Genomic DNA, 18,544 nt, shown 5'->3' with positions numbered 1-18,544 from the left:
GCTTCGCCCCTCACTTCGACATTTAAAGGAGTTTTCATGCTCACTCGAATAAAAGCTGGCGTACTGGTATTGCTCACCCTGCTGTTGGTCGGTTGTGGCTTTCAGCTTAGGGGGGGCGACAACCTGGCTCCCGAGCTGCAACGTTTAGCCCTGGTGGGCGACGACAAAAGCCAGTTCTATCGTCTGGTGTCTGCCCGGTTACAACGGGCCGGAGCCCAACTGGTCGAGCCCAGTGCGCTGACGCCCGTGCTGACCATCTCCGGCCTGGGCCAGAGCAACAGCGTGGCCTCGGTCAACAACCGCGCCGATGCACTGGAATACGCGACCCGCTTTGGCACCCGTTTTACCCTGGATATGCCGGACCAGCCTCGTCAGGTATTCAACGTTACCTTCAACCGCAGCTTTCTTGACAAGTCGGCTCAGGCACTGGCCTCCAGCCGTGAGCAGTTTCAGCTGCGCGAGCAAATGGAACATGAAGCCGCCGAGCAAATCGTGCGTCAGCTCAATCGACTTTCCTTCTAATGCGTCTGTACCCCGAACAACTGGCAAAACACCTGCAGGCAGGGCTGGCTCCCTGCTATTTTATTTATGGTGAAGAGCCGCTGTTAAAGCAGGAAGCGCTGGACGCCCTGCGCCAGGCGGCAAGAGCACAGGGGTTTGACGACCGCCAACGCTTCGATGCCGACTCTGGGCTGGACTGGGACGAGATATTCTCTGCCAGCCAAACCCTGAGCCTGTTCAGTCAACGGCAGATTATCGAGCTGCACCTGCCCGAAAAACTGGATAAAACCGCCTCGGAGCGGCTGCGCGAATTACTCAAGCAATGTCACCCGGATTTACTCTTGCTGATCACCGGCCCCAAGCTGAATCAGCAACAGCAAAAAGGCGCCTGGTTCAAGGCATTATCTGCCGCCGGCCCGGTGATCCCCGTGGTGACGCCCGATGCCCGGCACTTTGGCCGCTGGCTGGCTCAGCGCCTGCAACAACATGGCCTGAGCGCCGAGCCCGAAGCCCTGCAATGGCTGGCCTATGCCTTTGAAGGCAATCTGCTGGCGGTGAACGGGGAAATAGAAAAGCTGGCATTGCAGAAGCTGCCGCAGCCCTTAACGCTGCAGCGCTTGCAACGGCTGGTGCAGCCTCACCATCAGTTCAACCCGTTTCAGCTGTTCGATCCCTTGCTGCAGGGCAAGGTTAAACGCGCCTGCCGCATTTTGTTGCAGCTACGCCAGGAAGGCATAGAAGCCGGCATGCTGTGTCACCTGCTGGCCCGAGAGCTGAGCACCCTGCAGCAGTTACAGCTGGGCGTGCAAAGCGGGCAGTCGTTTCAGCAGCTGGCCGCCAGCCTGCATGTGTGGTCCAGCCGTCAGAGCCTGATGCAGTCGGCACTGGCACGGGTACCACTGGCAAAACTGCAGCAACTGCAAACCATGCTCGCCGCCGCCGACCGGGCCGTGGCCGCCTTTGATGACGATGAAGCCTGGCGCTGGCTGTACAGTATTTGTGTCGGCTTTCTCGACGAGCGGTTAATGGTGATAGAGCCGTGATGGGTTAGATGTGAGATGTGAGGGGTGAGGGGTGAGGGGTGAGGGGTGAGGGGCGAGTTCAACCGCCTTTTTTGAACTGTGCTATGGCTTTTGGTCCAATGAATTGGACCCTACAATATCATCACCACGGATCCTGACCTGAGTCAGGAAAGCGGTGTGATGTATAAAATCGTAACCCAATAATTTTTTGCTCTTATCTCATCTTAATTTTTCTGTGGGTTCCGTGGATTCCGTGGCGAGAATGTTTTTAGTGTTGAGCCTTTCCTCTTCACCCTTCACTGTTAACGTAGGATCTGTGCAATGAAAAAAGCCATTGGCCTGCTGGGTGGCACCTTTGACCCTGTGCATATCGGTCACTTGCGCCCGGCCATTCAGCTGCTGGAGCAACTGGAGCTGGCCGAGGTGCGTCTGCTGCCCAATTATATTCCCCCTCACAGGGCCAGCCCCGACAGCGCCCCCGCGCATCGGCTGGCCATGGTACGGCTGGCAGCTGCACAAACCCCGGGGCTCACGGTCGATGCCCGCGAGCTGAAGCGGGATCGCCCCTCTTATACGGTGGAAACCCTGATTGAATTGCGCCGAGAGCTGCCGGATACGCCGTTATGTTTTTTGATGGGCATGGACTCTCTGTGTAGCCTGGATCGCTGGCACCGCTGGCAGGAGCTGCTGGAGTACGCGCACCTGGTGGTCAGCCACAGGCCCGGCTGGCAGCCTCAGTTCAACCCGACCATCAGCGCGCTGTACCAGGCTCGCGGCACTCGGGACAGCGAGCAATTACAGCGTCGTCTGGCCGGTTGCATCTACCTGTTCGACAACCCGGAGCTGGATATCTCCTCCACACAGATCCGCCATCACATCCAGCAGGGGAACAATCCGCAATATCTGTTGCCTGAACCGGTCGCGGACTACATTCGAGAAAAGGGACTCTATCAATCGCCCGTGTTATAATCTGCCGTCATTTTTTATTGAGGAGAGCCCCCCTTGCAAGGTCAAGAACTGTACGCCTTTATCGTCGACAAGCTCGACGACAGCAAAGCCCGTGATATACAAGTGCTGGACGTTACCGGCAAGTCGACCATTACCGACTGCATGATAGTGTGCTCCGGCAACTCCAGCCGCCATGTTAACGCCATTGCCGAAAGCGTCGCCGCCGAAGCCCGCCATGCAGGCCTGAACTTTCTCAGCCTGCAGGGTAAAGACGCCGGCGAGTGGGTACTGGTCGATCTGGGCGACGTCATCATCCATGTGATGCAGGAAGAAACCCGCGACTTCTACCAGCTGGAAAAACTCTGGGGCGGCACCGCTGTTGGAGCCTCGGCCTGATGAAGCTGCAACTGGTGGCTGTGGGCACCAAAATGCCCGCCTGGGTCACTACCGGCTTTCAGGAATATCAACGACGCTTCCCCCGGGATTTACCCCTGGAGCTGATAGAAATATCGGCGGGAAAACGCGGTAAAAATGCCGATATAGAGCGCATTTTGCAGCGCGAAGGGGAGCAAATGCTGGCGGCCGTGTCCAAATCGGCCCGTCTGGTTACGCTTGATATTCCCGGCCGTCCCTGGACCACGCCCCAGCTGGCCACCGAGTTGACTCGCTGGCAGCTGGACGGCCGGGATGTGGCCATTTTAATTGGTGGCCCCGAAGGCCTGGCCCCGGCCTGTAAGGCGGCAGCCGAGCAATCCTGGTCTTTGTCGCCACTGACGCTGCCACACCCGCTGGTGCGTGTCGTGGCAGCAGAAAGCCTGTACCGTGCCTGGAGCATCAATAACAACCATCCTTACCACCGGGAATAATCATGGCCAAGTCTCGGGTAAAGATGCGCGATCATGGCGCCGAGTCATCCTTGTACTGGCGCCGTGCCGTGATTGCCTTCATGGGCATAGTGGTATTGATGGGGGTACTGGTTGCCAACCTCTACCACCTGCAGATTACCGAACACCAGACTTATCAAACCCGCTCCAACGACAACCGGATCAAGGTGTTGCCCGTGGCCCCCACTCGCGGCCTGATTTATGATCGCAACGGCATCCTGCTGGCAGAAAACCGCCCTATCTACAGCCTCGAAATCACCCCCGAACAGGTTCAGGATCTGGATCAGACCGTCGACGAGCTGATTGCCCTGCTCGAACTCGACCCAAGCGTTAAAAGCCGTTTTTTTACCGAAGTGCGCCGCCAGCGTCGCTTTACGCCCGTGGTGCTGGTCAATCGCCTTGACGAACATCAGGTAGCCCGCTTCAGCATCAATCAGCACAAATATCCGGGTGCGGCCATTGAAGCCTACCTGAAACGCTTTTATCCCTATCGCGACACCTTTACCCATGTTATCGGCTATGTGGCCCGCATTAACGACAAGGACGTGGCACGGCTCAAAGAAGACAACAAGCTGGCCAACTACGCCGCCACCCGCGACATCGGCAAGCTGGGTGTCGAGCGCTATTACGAAGACGTGCTGCATGGCCAGACCGGCTATCAGGAAGTGGAGGTCAATAACCGGGGCCGCGTTATTCGCACCCTGAAATATCAGCCACCGATACCGGGCAGCGATATCTACCTCAATGTCGACGTTGCCCTGCAGCTGAAAGCCCAGAAGCTGATGGCCAACCGGCGTGGCGCGGCGGTGATCATGACCCCCAAAGACGGCAAGGTACTGGCGCTGATCTCCAGCCCCAGTTACGACCCGAATTTGTTTGTGCACGGCATTAGCGGCCCGGAATATCGGGCACTGCTCAATAACCCCGACCGCCCCTTAATCAACCGTGCCAGTCAGGGCATTTATGCCCCGGCCTCCACCGTCAAGCCCATGCTCGCCGTCATGGGGCTGAATGAAGGGGCCTTTACCCCCAACACCCGCTTCTTTGGCGGCCCTTATTTCCAGATCCCCAATACCAAACGAAAATTTCGTGATTGGCGCCGTTGGGGTCACGGCTGGATGGATGTGTATCGAGCGATTGAAATTTCGGCGGATACCTTTTTCTATGATCTGGCCTACCGAGTCGGCATCGACAACATCAACGACTACATGGGTCGCTTTGGTTTCGGTCGGTTTTCCGGTATCGATCTGCGCGAAGAAGCCAGCGGCACCCTGCCCTCGCGCGACTGGAAGCAGGCCCGGCACAAACAACCCTGGTACCAGGGGGATACCATATCGGTTGGCATCGGTCAGGGATACTGGACGGCCACGCCACTGCAGCTGGCGCGTGCCACCGCCATCCTGGTGGATCATGGCGAAACCATACACCCACGTCTGCTGCATGGCATTGGCGGCCCGAACGGCATCATTCCCATGCCCATCAGCAAGGATGCACCCATCACGCTCAAGCAGGACAGCTACTGGAACGTGGCACTCACCGGCATGCACAGAGTGGTAAACGGCAGAGAAGGCACCGCCAGACGCGCCTTTGCCGGTACCCCTTACACGGCGGCCGGCAAATCGGGCACGGCACAGGTGTTCGGCCTGGCGGAAAACCAGCAATATAGTCACGCCGATACCAAGGAGCACCTGCGAGACAATGCCCTCTTTATCGGCTATGCGCCCTATGAAGATCCCGAGGTAGTGGTGTCCGTGGTATTGGAAAATGCCGGTGGCGGCAGCTCTAACGCGGCCCCCGTGGCGCGCTCCTTGCTCGATCTCTACATGATCCCCGACTCACTCCCTACTCCAGACCCTCAGGAGCAAACCGATGAGTAACCATCAGCACCGTCGCCCATTGTGGGAGATACTGCATCTGGACTGGCCCCTGCTGCTGGCCCTGCTGACCCTGCTGAGCGCCAGCCTGGCCATTCTGTACTCTGCCACGGGGGAAGACATGGACTCCCTGATCCGCCAGGGAATACGCGTTGGTATGGCGCTGGTGGTCATGATGGCGCTGGCCCAGCTACCACCGGGCTTTTATGCCCGCTGGGCGCCCTCGGTGTTTATTTTAGGCGGGGTGCTGCTGGTGCTGGTGCTCATGGTCGGCGATGTGGGCAAGGGGGCCCAGCGCTGGCTCGAACTGGGATCCTTTCGCTTTCAGCCTTCCGAAATCATGAAGCTGGTGATGCCGATGATGATCGCCACCTATATCAGCCGCTACCCCTTGCCCCCGAGCCTGCTGCGGGTGTTTCTGGCGCTGGGGCTGGTCATGATCCCCACGCTCTTGATTGCCCGCCAGCCCGACCTGGGCACCGCCTTGCTGGTGGCGTCATCGGGCATTTTCGTGATTTTTCTGGCCGGCATGTCCTGGCGCCTGATCCTGGCAGCCCTGGTGGCCCTCGCCGCCTTTTTGCCGCCGTTATGGTACTTTCTGATGCACGACTACCAGAAGCGACGGGTCTTGACTCTGCTTAACCCGGAAAGTGATCCTCTGGGCGCGGGTTATCATATCATTCAGTCCAAGATCGCCATTGGCTCCGGCGGCCTCTGGGGAAAAGGCTGGCTGCAGGGCACCCAGTCGCAACTGGAGTTTCTGCCCGAGCGCCATACCGACTTTATTTTTTCCGTTTTAAGTGAGGAGTTTGGCCTGGTCGGCGTGTGCCTGTTGATGCTGCTGTACCTCTTTATAATCTGGCGCGGTCTTTACATTTCGATGCAGGCACAAGGAGCCTTTCCTCGTCTGCTGGGCGGCGCCCTCACCCTCACTTTTTTTGTCTATGTATTTGTTAACATCGGCATGGTCAGCGGCTTGTTACCCGTGGTTGGAGTCCCCCTACCGTTAATCAGTTACGGCGGCACCTCCATGGTGACTCTCATGGCCGGATTTGGCATCCTGATGTCTGTGCATACCCACAAGCGCCTGTTGGCTAAATAAAAGGATTATCGAATGCGTCTTGCTCTTCTTTCTGCCGGCTTATTGCTCTCCACCTCGGTGCTGGCCGCAGATACCAGTCCTGAACAACAAGCCTGGCTCGACGGACTGGCTGGCAAGTTTGACCTCCCCATCGCCGAGTTGAACGAGGCGCTGGCCCAGGCCAGCTACCAGCAGTCAATTATTGATGCCATGACCCGTCCGGCCGAAGCCAAGCCCTGGCACCAGTATCGGCCCATATTCCTGACCGAGAAACGGCTGCAGCAAGGGGTGGCATTCATGCAGCAACACCAGGAGTTGCTGGCCAGTGCCGAGCAGCAGCTGCAGATCCCCGCAGAAATCATTACCGCCATTATCGGCGTAGAAACCTTTTATGGCGCCAACATGGGCAGCCACAAGGTGCTGGATGCGCTTTATACCCTGGGGTTTCATTACCCGCCCAGAGGGGAGTTCTTCCGCTCCGAGTTTGGCCACTACCTGGAGCTGGCCAAAGAGCAAGGCTGGCCGCTGGATGAACCCAAAGGCTCCTACGCCGGTGCCATGGGCATGGGCCAGTTTATTTCCTCCAGCTATCGTCACTACGCCGTGGACTTCGACTCTGACGGCGAGCGCAACCTCTTTAAAGTCGATGATGCCATTGGCAGTGTCGCCAACTATTTTTACGAACATAAATGGCAGCCAGGTGAAGATATCGCCTACCCCGCCAAGGTGACCAATACCGAGGCTGCCGAGGCCTTGCTGAACCCGGCTCTCGCGCTTAATCACAGCTGGGCAGAGCTGGTGGCGGCCGGTGTCGTCCTCGAAAAAGAGCTGAATGCCGATACGCCGGTCAAGCTTATTCGACTGGATGGCGCCGAAGGCCCGGAATATTGGGTCGTTAGACATAACTTCTATGTGATTACCCGCTATAATCACAGCCCTTTATACGCCATGGCGGTCTATCAACTCAGCGAACAACTCAAGCAGGCCTATGAACAGTCTCTTTAAACCTCTTTTGCCACTGGCAGCCCTGGTGCTGGCGGCATGCAGCAGTCAGCCAACGCCTGAGCAGCAGCAAACACAGGATGACAGCTACGATCGGGAAACCGCCGGCGGCCGTTATAGCCTGCGCCAGGACAAGGCCCCCGCGGTGGCGCCCAACCTGGATCACGTGAAGGATGCCATTCCCCGTTACGAACCCTATACCCGTCAAGGCAACAAGGATTACAATGTCTGGGGTCAGGACTATGAGGTCTGGCAAGACGTAGAGAGCTATCAGGACGAAGGCCTGGCCTCCTGGTATGGCGCCAAGTTTCACGGTTACCATACCTCTAACGGCGAGGTGTACGATATGTACACCATGACGGCGGCCCATAAAAACCTGCCCCTGCCCTCGTTTGTGCGGGTCACCAACCAGGAAAACGGCAAGCAGGTGATAGTGCGGGTGAACGATCGTGGCCCCTTCCACGGAGGTCGGGTGATCGACTTGTCCTATGCGGCCGCCTATAAGCTGGGTATGCTGAACACCGGCACAGCGCCGGTTAAAATAGAGTTGATCAAGCTCGCCCCCAGCGGCCAGGAGCAACAACTGGCCCAAACCGGCAAGGGGAATGGCAAAGTCATCCAGCTGCTGGCCATCCGCTCAGGCGAAAAAGCCAGGGAACTTGCCACCCAGCTAAGCAAGGAGTATGGCTTTCCCGCCCGCGTTGAGCGCAAGGCCGAGTGGTACCGCCTGCAGATGGGCCCCATCCCCGGCAACAAAACACAGGCAACCCTGTCTCGACTGGTTGCCGATGGCTATGAGCAGGCATATTTTATTAACTGATCGGCTTTTTTAACTTATCATCGGCAATATTTGCCTCTTTAAATACAAGGTTTTCATAGACGTATGCGCATGGTTAACATTCTCCCCACTTTTTTGCTCGCCGCCGTGGTGTCTTTTTCGAGCCAGGCGCAAACGCTGGCCCCCATGATCCCGGAAGCCCCCTCCATTGCGGCCAAGTCTTATGTACTGATGGACTATGCCAGCGGTCAGATACTGGTTTCTCATAATGCCGATGAAAAGCTGCCGCCGGCCAGTCTGACCAAGATGATGACCTCCTATATACTGGGCCAGGCCCTGCAGGAAGGTAAGGTCAAGCGTGACGACATGGTGACCATCAGCGAAGCCGCCTGGGCGCAGAACTTTCCCGGATCGTCGGTGATGTTTCTGGAAGTCGGCAAAGAAGTCAGCATAGACCAGCTGAACCGGGGCATTATCATTCAGTCCGGTAACGATGCCTCGGTCGCGGTGGCCGAGCACCTGGCCGGCAGCGTCAATTCGTTTGCCGACCTGATGAATGCCTGGGCGGCTCGCCTGGGAATGAACAACAGTCACTTCGTTACCCCGCACGGCTTGCACAGCGACGAAATGTACACCACCGCCCATGACATGGCCTTGCTGGGCCAGGCCTTGATCCGCGATGTTCCCGAAGAGTATAAAATTTACTCCGAAAAGTCGTTTACCTATAACGGCATCACTCAGCATAACCGCAACTCCTTGTTGTGGGACAATTCACTGCAGGTCGACGGCATGAAAACCGGCCACGTCAATGCAGTGGGGTACAACCTGGTGTCTTCTGCCACCAAGGAAGACATGCGTCTGATTGCCGTGGTCATCGGCGCCAGTAGCGAGCGGGTACGCGCATCGGAAAGCAAGAAGCTGCTGACCTACGGTTTTCGCTTCTACCAGACTCTGACCCCTTACCAGGCGGGCAGCAAGTTGATGGATCAGCAAATCTGGATGGGTGATAAAGACACGGTGGCGCTTGGCGTAGACAAGGCCGTTTCGGTGACCATTCCCCGCGGCCAGGCACAAAGCCTGCAAGCCGATTTCACCCTGGATAAAGCACTGCGTGCCCCGCTGGCCAAAGGTGAGCGTGTCGGCACGCTCCATCTTAAGCTGGACGATAAGGATGTGGTCACCCTGCCGCTGGTGGCACTGGAAGACGTTGAACAGGGGGGCATTTTCAGCCGCCTGATCGACTACATCAAGCTGCTGGTAAAAGACCTGTTCAGCTGATACAAAGTCCTGGCCGATAAGCCACAGGCCGGAAGCTTGCTTCCGGCTTTTTAATAGCGGTCGACCCGGCCTTATCCATTTGCTGGTTTAAGCGCCGCCGATTTTATGGTAAAAATGTGATCTGGGTTGCAAACGCATTTTCACCCATTTTAATGACTGCATGTTGTAAAGGTTGCTATGAATAGCCAATTAAACACCAAATTTGATGAGTACCTTGAGTTTCCTTGCCGTTTTCCCTTCAAGATACTGGGACTCGCCGATGAACGCCTGCCCGATATGGTAGTCGAAGTGCTGCAAGAGCATGCGCCGGGGGATTACAGCCCTCAGGTGCGCCCCAGCAGCAAGGGCACTTACCACGCGGTCACGGTACAGGTCACGGTCAACAGCAAAGAACATATTGAAACCCTGTATCAAAAGCTGGGTGAGCTGGAACTGGTCAAGTACGTACTCTAGGACAAGCACCATGGCGCAGGACAAATTAATCGTCAGACACTGGGGTGAAGCCTCTTACGAGCATGTCTGGCACACCATGCAGGCCTTTACCGACCAGCGTGACCAGGACACCCAGGATGAGCTCTGGCTGGTTGAGCACCTGCCCGTGTTTACCCAGGGCCAGGCTGGCAAGTCAGAGCATATCCTCAATGTGGGTGATATTCCGCTGGTGCAGACCGACAGAGGCGGCCAGGTTACCTATCATGGCCCCGGGCAGCTGGTGTTGTATATGTTGCTGGACGTGCGCCGAAAAAAACTGGGGGTTCGCCATCTGGTGACCAGCATGGAGAATGCCATCATAGGTCTGCTGGCAGAGTACCAGATAGAAGCCTATGCCAAACCCGATGCCCCGGGCGTCTATGTGGCAGACAGTAAAATTGCCTCCCTGGGGCTAAGAGTGCGAAGAGGCTGCACTTTTCATGGCCTGGCGTTAAACGTGAACATGGATCTGACGCCTTTTTTACGGATCAATCCCTGCGGCTATGCCGGCATGGCCATGACACAATGCTGTGCGCTGGGTGGCCCACAAACACTTGACGAAGCTCAGTCCCGACTGGTACCCAAGCTGGCAGAACAGCTTGGGTATCAACATCTCTACTACACCACAGAGAAGCTGAAATTATGAACAAACCTGTACGCGTCGAGCCCGGCGTAAAATTACGTGACGCTGATAAAATGGCTCTTATCCCGGTCAAATTCATGCCGGAGGCAGACGAAGAAGTGCTACGTAAGCCGGACTGGATGAAGATCAAACTTCCTCCCAGTAATCATCGCATACAGGAACTGAAAAGTATCATGCGGGAGAACAACCTGCATTCGGTATGCGAAGAAGCCTCTTGCCCCAACCTGCCCGAGTGCTTTAACCACGGTACCGCGACCTTCATGATACTGGGTGCTATTTGTACCCGCCGCTGCCCGTTCTGCGATGTGGCCCACGGTCGCCCGCTGGCCGTCGACCCGGAAGAGCCGGCCAAGCTGGCCAAAACCATCAAGGAGCTGGGGCTCAAATATGTGGTGATCACCTCGGTTGACCGGGACGATTTGCGCGACGGCGGTGCCCAGCACTTTGTTGACTGCATTCGCGCCATTCGCGAGCAAAGCCCGAACACCAAGATCGAGATCCTGACCCCCGACTTCCGTGGTCGCATGGACAGGGCGCTGGAAATCTTTAAAGATACGCCGCCGGACGTGTTCAACCACAACCTGGAAACCGCCCCGCGTCTGTATCGCGTGGCGCGCCCGGGTGCCGACTATAAGTGGTCGCTGGAGCTGCTGCGCCGCTTCAAAGAAATGCACCCTCAGGTCGCCACCAAGTCTGGCGTGATGATGGGCCTGGGTGAAACCAACGAAGAAGTCGCCGAGGTACTCCAGGATCTGCGTGACCATAACGTGACCATGCTGACCCTGGGCCAGTATCTGCAGCCAAGCCGTCATCACCTGCCGGTGAAACGCTATGTGCCGCCAGCCGAGTTTGACGAGCTAAAAGAGTTTGCCGACAGCATCGGCTTTAGCCACGCCGCCTGCGGCCCCTTCGTGCGCTCCTCTTATCATGCGGATCTGCAAGCCCAGGGGATAGAAGTTAAGTAACCCTTACGTGAGGGGCAAAGAGTAAAGGGGGAGGTGAAAAACACCTCATCTGCAGATGTTGCGTTACACCTACCCCTTTTACGGTTAAATCAGCCTTACGCCAGTCAGATACAGAAAAGGAGCCTTGCGGCTCCTTTTTTATGGGTGACGGATGAGAAGTGATTAAGCCTGGCGACGAGCGGTAACGGCGTCGGCCAGCTGCGCCAGCAGGGTTTCGGTATCATCCCAGCCAATGCAGGCATCGGTGATGCTCTGGCCATAGGTCAGCTCACGGCCTTCTACAAGATCCTGACGACCTTCAACCAGGTGGCTTTCTACCATGACGCCCATAATCGCCTGCTGTCCGGCGGCCAGCTGAGCGCTCACATCCTCGGCGACCACCATCTGGCGCTGATACTGCTTGCTGCTGTTGGCATGGCTGAAGTCGATCATGACTTTTTGTGGCAGATCGGCTTTTGCCAGTGCGGTGCATACGGCGTCCACATGCTCGGCACTGTAGTTGGGCTCGCGGCCCCCTCGTAAAATGATGTGGCAGTCGGGATTACCCGCCGTTTGCACTATGGCGGAATGTCCCAGCTTGGTGACCGACAGAAAATGGTGTGCGGCACTGGCGGCGCCAATGGCGTCGGCCGCCACCTTGATGGTGCCGTCGGTGCCATTCTTGAAGCCGACCGGGCACGACAGCCCCGATGCCAGCTCGCGATGCACCTGAGATTCGGTAGTGCGGGCGCCAATGGCTCCCCAGCTCATCAAGTCCGCCATATACTGTGGCGTGATCATGTCGAGAAACTCACTGGCGGTAGGCAGGCCCAGGTCGTTGAGATCCAGCAGCAACTTGCGACCGATGCGCAAGCCATCGTTGATTTGAAAGCTGTTGTCCAGGTGAGGGTCATTGATCAGCCCCTTCCAGCCCACAGTGGTGCGCGGCTTTTCAAAATAGACCCGCATCACCACTTCCAGACGGTCGGCATACCGATCACGCAGCACTTTGAGTTTCTTGCCATACTCGATGGCGGCCTCGGTATTGTGAATGGAACAAGGACCAATCACCACCAGCAGACGATCATCCTCGCCCACCAGAATACGATGAATAGCCTGGCGCGACTCAAAGACGGTGGCCGAGGCCTTGGCGGTGGCTGGATATTTTTCCAGCACCGCTATTGGTGGCAACAATTCTTTGATTTTATCAATACGGATATCGTCGGTTTGAAAATGCATGAGCAACCCTGCTTACAATGTTTGAGCCCCTGGCTCACTATATGTCGAAAATACTGGTTTTAATCTATCCCGAGCGAGGGCCGACTGTAAACGTTCAATTGGCGCTATCTGGCAATTGTTTGTCATAAAGCCGTAAATTGGCACCAAAGCAGTGTATTCGTCGAAATATAGAGCTAGCAAACGAGTGATACCTCCTTGCACTGTCTGCATCGGCATGACCGGATCTGCCCTGCCACTGGACAACACCGGTCATGCAATGGGAATATGCGAACAGATCCCCTGTATGAGAACAATCATGAGCTATATTCTGACCGATGCCGACAAAGCCGCCGCGCAAACCCTGGGTGATGACGAACGTTTCAATCACTTCGTTAACAAGGTGAGCCAGCACGAAGAATTATGGATTTTAACCGACGAGCACGGCTGCATGATGCTGACCTCAGACGATGAAGAAGACTGCATTCCCGTGTGGCCACACGCCGATTATGCCAAAGAATGGGCAGTCGACGACTGGAGCCAGTGCAAGCCAGAAGCCATTACCCTGAAGGTATGGCAGGCTCGCTGGGTACCGGGCATGGAAGACGATGAATTACTGGTGGCGGTGTTTCCCACCCCGGATGCCAGCGGCGTGCTAGTTGAACCCCGTGAGCTGCAGGATGCCTTTGCCCGCAAGAAAAAGCTGGGGCGACATAACTGATGCATATTTGGGTCGATGCCGACGCTTGCCCCAAGGTGATCCGCGATATTCTGTTTCGGGCCGCCGAGCGCACCCAGACGCCACTCACCATGGTGGCCAATCACCCGCTGCCTCTGCCGGGCTCGACGCTGATCAAACAGTTGCAGGTGCCCAAGGGGTTTGATGTGGCCGACGATGAAATTGTGGTTCGCATCCAACCCGGTGAAATTCTGATCACCGCCGATATTCCTCTGGCGGCCGAAGCCCTGGAAAAAGGCGCCCTGGTACTCAGCCCTCGCGGCGAAAAGTTTGACACCGGTACCATTCGGGCCAAGCTGACCATGCGCGACTTTATGGACACCCTGCGCGCCAGCGGTGTGCAGACCGGCGGACCACCTACACTCAGCCCCGCCGATCGCCAAGCCTTTGCCAACCAGCTGGATCAGTTATTACGATAAAAGCCGTGAGGAGCAAGACGTAAAGAGGGAGGTGAAAAGCCGCCCCCGGAAGTGACAGGGTTACTTCTCACCTCTTACACCTCACCCGTTTTAAATCAGAGGTACTTATGTTCAAGCCCGTGATGTTCAAACCCGTTCTCATTACCCTGAGTGCCTTGCTGTTGAGTGCCTGTGCCAGCATTAGCCAGTACAGCGTGTCGGAAAGCGAAATTGAAAAGTCGCTCTATACCCTGCTGGAGCAGGAAGCACCGCGCCTGACCCAGGGGCTGGTAGAAACCCGGATCGACAAACTGGACTTGCAGATCGGTCCCGATAGTCGCGATGTGGTGCGGCTCAACCTGACAGGGGAAACCGCGATCAATGCCCTTATCGCCCGCTTTCCGGCCCAGCTCGAACTGGCCATTGAAGGCCGCCCGGTTTATGACCGCACACAGAATGCAATATTTTTGCGCGATTTAAACCTGCTGCAAAGCAAGGTCGACGCCTTTGGCTACAAGGGTGACATGACGGCCGCCTCCGGTGGCATGATGCAGCTGATCCGCTCGGTACTGGAGAATCAACCCGTGTACCGCCTGGACGACAGCCGTTATTCCTGGCTCAGCAAGGCGCCGGTCGCCATGTCGATCGCCCCCGGGCGCTTCGTGTTCAGCCCCCGTTTCAGCGATTAACTGAAAAGTCGACTCACCAATAAGGTCAAAACATATTTGCCACGGAATCCACGGAACCCACTGAAAGATTAAGATGAATACCGAAAAAGATCGTTGGCAGGATCTGACAGGAGACAGGCACTGTCGCTCTGGTCCTTTCGCGCTTCATCCGTGTATTCCGTGGCAAAACAGGATTGGAGGCGGTATTCCCCCGTCACTCGTTCCCCTGCACAAAAAGCCATAGCCTATCATCCGGCATTTGGCCTACAATGACAGCCAACATACGTAACCTCAGCCCAAACCACAGGTAGGTGTGCTATTAGCTACGCAGTCTTAATGGTGTTTATTCCCACCTTTTTCTTTGTATCCGTCACCCCGGGCATGTGCATGACGCTGGCCCTGTCGCTGGGCATGACGGTCGGCGTGCGCCGCACCCTGTGGATGATGCTGGGCGAGCTGGTTGGCGTGGGCCTGGTAGCCTGTCTGGCCGTGATGGGGGTGGCCGCCATCATGCTGCAATACCCAACCCTGTTTCAGCTGCTCAAGTACGGTGGCGGACTATACCTGGCGTGGCTGGGCATTCAGCTGTGGCGCTCGAGAGGCAAGCTGGCGTTAAGTCCGGTGGATGCCGGCCCGCGCCATATTCCGGCACGAACCCTGGTGAGTCAGGGCTTTATTACCGCCATTGCCAACCCGAAAGGCTGGGCATTTTTTATCGCCCTGCTGCCGCCCTTTATCGACAATCAGGCGCCCCTTGCCGGCCAGCTGCTGATCCTGGTCTCCATTATCCTGTCCCTCGAATTTACCTGCATGCTGCTGTATGCCAGCGGCGGTCGTACCCTGAGCCGGGTCTTGCAGCAAAAGGGAAAAGTTCAGCTCCTGAACCGCATCGCCGGTAGCCTGATGCTGGGTGTGGCACTGTGGCTGGCAGTCGGTTAATGCCACGCCAGCCGGCCTGGTTGGCGCTGATGCTGGTCGCATTGGTCGTCAGTTTGTGCCTGGGCCAGCGCATGGGCCTGTCGACAGCCTGCCCCTATGCGGCTCATGACAGCCATGCCGTTCAGGCTTCTTCCGCCTCGGAGAGCGGCCCACTGTCACTTTCCGTCAGCAGTTCAGATTCGAGCAAGGCGGAAGATAACGAGCGCTGCAGCTTGTCGGAACAGCTATTAAGCAAGGTGTGGAGCCAGCTCGAACCGATAGTATTCGCCATTTTACTCTTGCTCTCTTTATGGTTATTGCTCCCGCAACTGAGCCGTTACTGCCGCCGTTTCCCTCCTCCCCCCTCGTTCGCCGGTCGACGCCGACATCTGGTGCTGTGCGTGTTCCGAGAATGAGATTGACGCCTGTATGGACTGCTACTTGCGTTTATTTATCGGAGACTTATTTGTGACCAGACTTTTTACCCTATTGATAGTATTGCTGTGTGCCCCCCTGACGCTGTTTGCGGCCGATCCCGGTTTGCAACAGACCGGCTGGCAGCAAGCCCCCGAGCATCCGCCGGTGCAGGTGCGCCTGCTACAAACCGGCCCTTATGATGCGGCCAACCATTATTATCCCGCCCTGTTACAGGTGCGCCTGACGGATGACTGGAAAACCTACTGGCGCTCCCCTGGCGAAGGCGGTATAGCGCCGCGTCTCGACTGGCAAGCCTCGGACAATATCCAGAGCGTAAACTGGCAGTGGCCGGTACCCGAGCGCTTTACCTTGCTGGGCATAGAAACCCTAGGTTACCAGCATGAAGTGGACTTTCCCCTGCAACTCGCGCCAGCCGACGCAGCTCAACCCGTGACCTTCAACGCCAGGCTGACCCTGCCCAGCTGCACCACCATCTGTGTGTTAACCGACTATCAGCTGCAGTTGCCACTGCAGCCGGCCATGGCCAGCGACGAAACCCTTAATCATCATTACCAGCAGGCGGTGGCAAGAGTACCCCGCCCTGCCAGTCTGGTGAGTGCCGAGTCACTGGTGTGGGATGCAGCCAGCAAGCAGCTTGAGATCACCCTGAATAATGAACGCGGTTGGCAACAGCCGGCTATTTATGTCGATGAGCTCGACGAGGCTATTTTCAGTCAACCCAGGCTATCTATTAACAATGAGCAGCTGCACGCTCGTTTCAAGGTGGGCAGCTGGGATGACGAACTGAATCTTGACCAGCAAGCGGTGGTGATCACCGCCATCGATGAAGGTCTGGCCGAAGAGCTGACCGCAACCATCACGCCCGGCACGCTGGCACCAGAAACGGCTGCCATGCCGTCACTGGGCTGGGTATTACTGTATGCCCTGCTGGGCGGCCTGGTGCTCAATATCATGCCTTGCGTGCTGCCGGTACTGGGGCTGAAGTTAAACGGCCTGCTACTGGGTCAGCGCTCGCGCGCCGAGGTGCGTCCTTCCTTGCTGTGGTCTGCCCTGGGCATCATGCTGTCCTTCTGGGCGCTGGCCGCCTTTATGCTGATCCTCACCTGGTCCGGCGCCCAGCTGGGGTGGGGCATTCAGTTTCAACAACCGGCGTTTATCGGCTTTATGCTGCTGGTCACCGCCTTGTTTACACTGAATTTATTTGGCTTGTTCGAGCTGCGCCTGCCCACCCGGCTCAACACCTGGCTGGCGACCCGACCCAGTCATGGTAGAGGTGGCCACCTGCTGCAAGGCATGTTCGCCACTCTGCTGGCCACCCCGTGCAGTGCGCCATTTCTGGGAACCGCGGTCGCGGTGGCGCTGGCCTCTTCGCCCCTGGTGCTGATTGCCATCTTCACCGGCCTGGGATTGGGCATGGCCATGCCCTGGCTGCTGCTCGCCCTGTTCCCCGGGGTGATCGGTGCCCTGCCCAAGCCCGGCGCCTGGATGGTAAAGGTAAAATGGCTGTTTGGCCTCATGATGCTGGCCACCAGCTTGTGGCTGTTATCGCTGCTGACCTACACCCTGGGCCATGGCATGACCCTGACCCTGGCCGTGCTGCTGGTTGTGATCTCCCTGTGGGCACTGCTGCGCCATGCGGGCGCTCGCGGTCTGATCTTTGGGGTGGCGGGCCTGCTGCTGCTGGGCGCCGGCGCCGGTACGGTTGCGCTGTTCACCCAGTCGCACTGGGTCAACCCGGTGAAGGACGAGCTGAACTGGCAGCCCTTGGATGCGGATCGCATCGCGCAAGAAGTGGCCGCCGGTAACCGCGTCTTCATCGATGTCACCGCAGACTGGTGTATTACCTGTCAGGCCAACAAGATAGGCGTGACGCTGCGCGACCCCGTGTACTCTGCCCTGCAGGCAGACGACATGGTGCTGATGCGTGGTGACTGGACCCGCCCCGATGCCGCCATTACCGATTATCTGCATGCCAACCAAAGAGCCGGCATTCCTTTTAATCAGGTGTTTGGCCCAGGCTTGCCCCAAGGCAAGGCGCTGGAGGTGTTACTGACCACCAGCAAGGTGATTGACGCTCTGGATGAGGCGAAATAATGACGGCGACTAAAGGAAGAAAACTAGGCAAGGGGTTGGTGTACCTGCTGGTGATCATGGTCATCGTCACCGCGGTGGACCTGTGGCGCAGTAAAGACTTGCCCACCGAGGTTGCCGCCCTGGGCACCATGACCACGTTAAACGGCGATACGCTGGATTTGGATGCTCTCAGCCAGGAGCAACCGGTATTGGTGTACGTGTGGGCCACCTGGTGTGGCGTATGCCGTGTGGTGTCGCCCATGGTGGATATGGTGGGCGCCCCGGTCGTCAGCATAGCGTTGGCCTCGGGACAGGATGCCAAGGTGGCCGGGTATGTGCGGGAAAAAGGCTACGACTTCAGCGTGATCAACGATGCGGATCACCGACTGGGGCAAACCCTGGCCATTAGCGTCACCCCTACTTTAATGGTGGCGCATAAAGGACAACTGCGTTTCGCCACCGCCGGCATCACCACCCTGCCCGGCATGTACGCCCGGTTATGGCTGGCGCGTTTGATGACCTAATGTCATCGGTTAAAAGCTGAAACACAAAGGCCGCACTCATACAGAGCGCGGCCTTTTTTTATGGCAACTGATACCAAACAGATTAAATAGCAGATCTATTTTCTTGCTCTATAAAGGTCGGATAAAGGGCCTCCTCCACCGACAC

The 18,544-nt window shown here is 57.2% G+C and carries 21 protein-coding genes; 20 read left to right on the top strand and 1 reads right to left on the bottom strand.

Features of this window, described 5'->3' with window-relative positions; all coding sequences use genetic code 11:
* The first annotated feature begins 36 nt into the window (after positions 1-36).
* From lptE to lipA, 13 genes are all read left to right on the top strand, one after another.
* Positions 37-522: an LPS assembly lipoprotein LptE gene (gene lptE / locus ACN0VL_RS11285; RefSeq protein ID WP_417617411.1), complete on the top strand. Its 486-nt coding sequence runs from the start codon at positions 37-39 to the stop codon at positions 520-522.
* Positions 522-1,544: a DNA polymerase III subunit delta gene (gene holA, locus ACN0VL_RS11280; RefSeq protein ID WP_417617409.1), complete on the top strand. Its 1,023-nt coding sequence runs from the start codon at positions 522-524 to the stop codon at positions 1,542-1,544. The genes lptE and holA overlap by 1 nt, the downstream gene beginning before the upstream one ends.
* A 300-nt stretch (positions 1,545-1,844) precedes the next feature.
* Positions 1,845-2,492 (top strand): nicotinate-nucleotide adenylyltransferase, encoded by a 648-nt coding sequence (nadD, locus tag ACN0VL_RS11275; protein ID WP_417617407.1) that lies wholly within the window; start codon positions 1,845-1,847, stop codon positions 2,490-2,492.
* 33 nt (positions 2,493-2,525) lie between these two features.
* Positions 2,526-2,867: a ribosome silencing factor gene (gene rsfS, locus ACN0VL_RS11270; RefSeq protein WP_417617405.1), complete on the top strand. Its 342-nt coding sequence runs from the start codon at positions 2,526-2,528 to the stop codon at positions 2,865-2,867.
* Complete coding sequence (rlmH, locus tag ACN0VL_RS11265) at positions 2,867-3,337, top strand: 23S rRNA (pseudouridine(1915)-N(3))-methyltransferase RlmH (RefSeq protein ID WP_188628337.1); 471 nt, start codon at positions 2,867-2,869, stop codon at positions 3,335-3,337. Before rsfS ends, rlmH begins: the two co-directional genes overlap by 1 nt.
* A 2-nt stretch (positions 3,338-3,339) precedes the next feature.
* Positions 3,340-5,232: a penicillin-binding protein 2 gene (mrdA, locus tag ACN0VL_RS11260; protein WP_417617403.1), complete on the top strand. Its 1,893-nt coding sequence runs from the start codon at positions 3,340-3,342 to the stop codon at positions 5,230-5,232.
* Positions 5,225-6,331: a rod shape-determining protein RodA gene (gene rodA, locus ACN0VL_RS11255; protein ID WP_417617401.1), complete on the top strand. Its 1,107-nt coding sequence runs from the start codon at positions 5,225-5,227 to the stop codon at positions 6,329-6,331. The genes mrdA and rodA overlap by 8 nt, the downstream gene beginning before the upstream one ends.
* 12 nt (positions 6,332-6,343) lie before the next feature.
* A complete protein-coding gene (gene mltB / locus ACN0VL_RS11250; RefSeq protein ID WP_417617399.1) occupies positions 6,344-7,315 on the top strand; it encodes a lytic murein transglycosylase B in 972 nt (323 codons plus the stop codon).
* Positions 7,299-8,132, top strand: coding sequence for a septal ring lytic transglycosylase RlpA family protein (locus ACN0VL_RS11245; protein WP_417617398.1), 834 nt, complete (start codon positions 7,299-7,301; stop codon positions 8,130-8,132). Before mltB ends, ACN0VL_RS11245 begins: the two co-directional genes overlap by 17 nt.
* A gap of 63 nt (positions 8,133-8,195) precedes the next feature.
* Positions 8,196-9,368 (top strand): serine hydrolase, encoded by a 1,173-nt coding sequence (locus ACN0VL_RS11240; RefSeq protein ID WP_417617396.1) that lies wholly within the window; start codon positions 8,196-8,198, stop codon positions 9,366-9,368.
* Between the two features lie 177 nt (positions 9,369-9,545).
* Positions 9,546-9,821: a DUF493 family protein YbeD gene (gene ybeD, locus ACN0VL_RS11235; protein ID WP_417617394.1), complete on the top strand. Its 276-nt coding sequence runs from the start codon at positions 9,546-9,548 to the stop codon at positions 9,819-9,821.
* Positions 9,822-9,831: 10 nt separating this feature from the next.
* Positions 9,832-10,485 carry a lipoyl(octanoyl) transferase LipB gene (lipB, locus tag ACN0VL_RS11230; protein ID WP_417617392.1) on the top strand — a complete coding sequence of 218 codons (654 nt, stop codon included), beginning with the start codon at positions 9,832-9,834 and terminating at the stop codon, positions 10,483-10,485.
* The gene (gene lipA, locus ACN0VL_RS11225; protein ID WP_417617390.1) at positions 10,482-11,447 is read left to right on the top strand and encodes a lipoyl synthase; all 966 of its coding nucleotides are present in this window, start codon (positions 10,482-10,484) and stop codon (positions 11,445-11,447) included. The genes lipB and lipA overlap by 4 nt, the downstream gene beginning before the upstream one ends.
* Positions 11,448-11,609: 162 nt before the next feature.
* Here the strand turns inward: lipA and aroG are convergent, their stop codons facing one another.
* Positions 11,610-12,665 (bottom strand): 3-deoxy-7-phosphoheptulonate synthase AroG, encoded by a 1,056-nt coding sequence (aroG, locus tag ACN0VL_RS11220; RefSeq protein ID WP_417617389.1) that lies wholly within the window; start codon positions 12,663-12,665, stop codon positions 11,610-11,612.
* A gap of 295 nt (positions 12,666-12,960) precedes the next feature.
* On the opposite strand from aroG, the gene ACN0VL_RS11215 reads away from it, so the two are divergent.
* From ACN0VL_RS11215 to ACN0VL_RS11185, 7 genes are all read left to right on the top strand, one after another.
* Entirely contained in the window at positions 12,961-13,362 is a 402-nt protein-coding gene (locus ACN0VL_RS11215; protein ID WP_417617387.1) for a DUF2750 domain-containing protein, read from the top strand.
* Complete coding sequence (locus tag ACN0VL_RS11210) at positions 13,362-13,799, top strand: YaiI/YqxD family protein (protein ID WP_417617385.1); 438 nt, start codon at positions 13,362-13,364, stop codon at positions 13,797-13,799. The genes ACN0VL_RS11215 and ACN0VL_RS11210 overlap by 1 nt, the downstream gene beginning before the upstream one ends.
* 107 nt (positions 13,800-13,906) lie before the next feature.
* Positions 13,907-14,467: a DUF1439 domain-containing protein gene (locus ACN0VL_RS11205; protein ID WP_417617383.1), complete on the top strand. Its 561-nt coding sequence runs from the start codon at positions 13,907-13,909 to the stop codon at positions 14,465-14,467.
* Between the two features lie 315 nt (positions 14,468-14,782).
* On the top strand, positions 14,783-15,385 hold the full coding sequence (locus ACN0VL_RS11200) for a LysE family translocator (protein ID WP_417617381.1): 603 nt from the start codon (positions 14,783-14,785) through the stop codon (positions 15,383-15,385).
* The gene (locus ACN0VL_RS11195) at positions 15,385-15,780 is read left to right on the top strand and encodes a hypothetical protein (RefSeq protein WP_417617379.1); all 396 of its coding nucleotides are present in this window, start codon (positions 15,385-15,387) and stop codon (positions 15,778-15,780) included. The genes ACN0VL_RS11200 and ACN0VL_RS11195 overlap by 1 nt, the downstream gene beginning before the upstream one ends.
* A 52-nt stretch (positions 15,781-15,832) precedes the next feature.
* Positions 15,833-17,896 carry a protein-disulfide reductase DsbD family protein gene (locus tag ACN0VL_RS11190; protein WP_417617377.1) on the top strand — a complete coding sequence of 688 codons (2,064 nt, stop codon included), beginning with the start codon at positions 15,833-15,835 and terminating at the stop codon, positions 17,894-17,896.
* Entirely contained in the window at positions 17,896-18,399 is a 504-nt protein-coding gene (locus ACN0VL_RS11185) for a protein disulfide oxidoreductase (RefSeq protein WP_417617375.1), read from the top strand. Before ACN0VL_RS11190 ends, ACN0VL_RS11185 begins: the two co-directional genes overlap by 1 nt.
* Positions 18,400-18,544: the final 145 nt, after the last annotated feature.

This window comes from Oceanisphaera sp. (assembly GCF_048268965.1).
GTDB lineage: Bacteria > Pseudomonadota > Gammaproteobacteria > Enterobacterales > Aeromonadaceae > Oceanimonas.
This window is presented reverse-complemented; position numbering and strand designations above follow the sequence as displayed.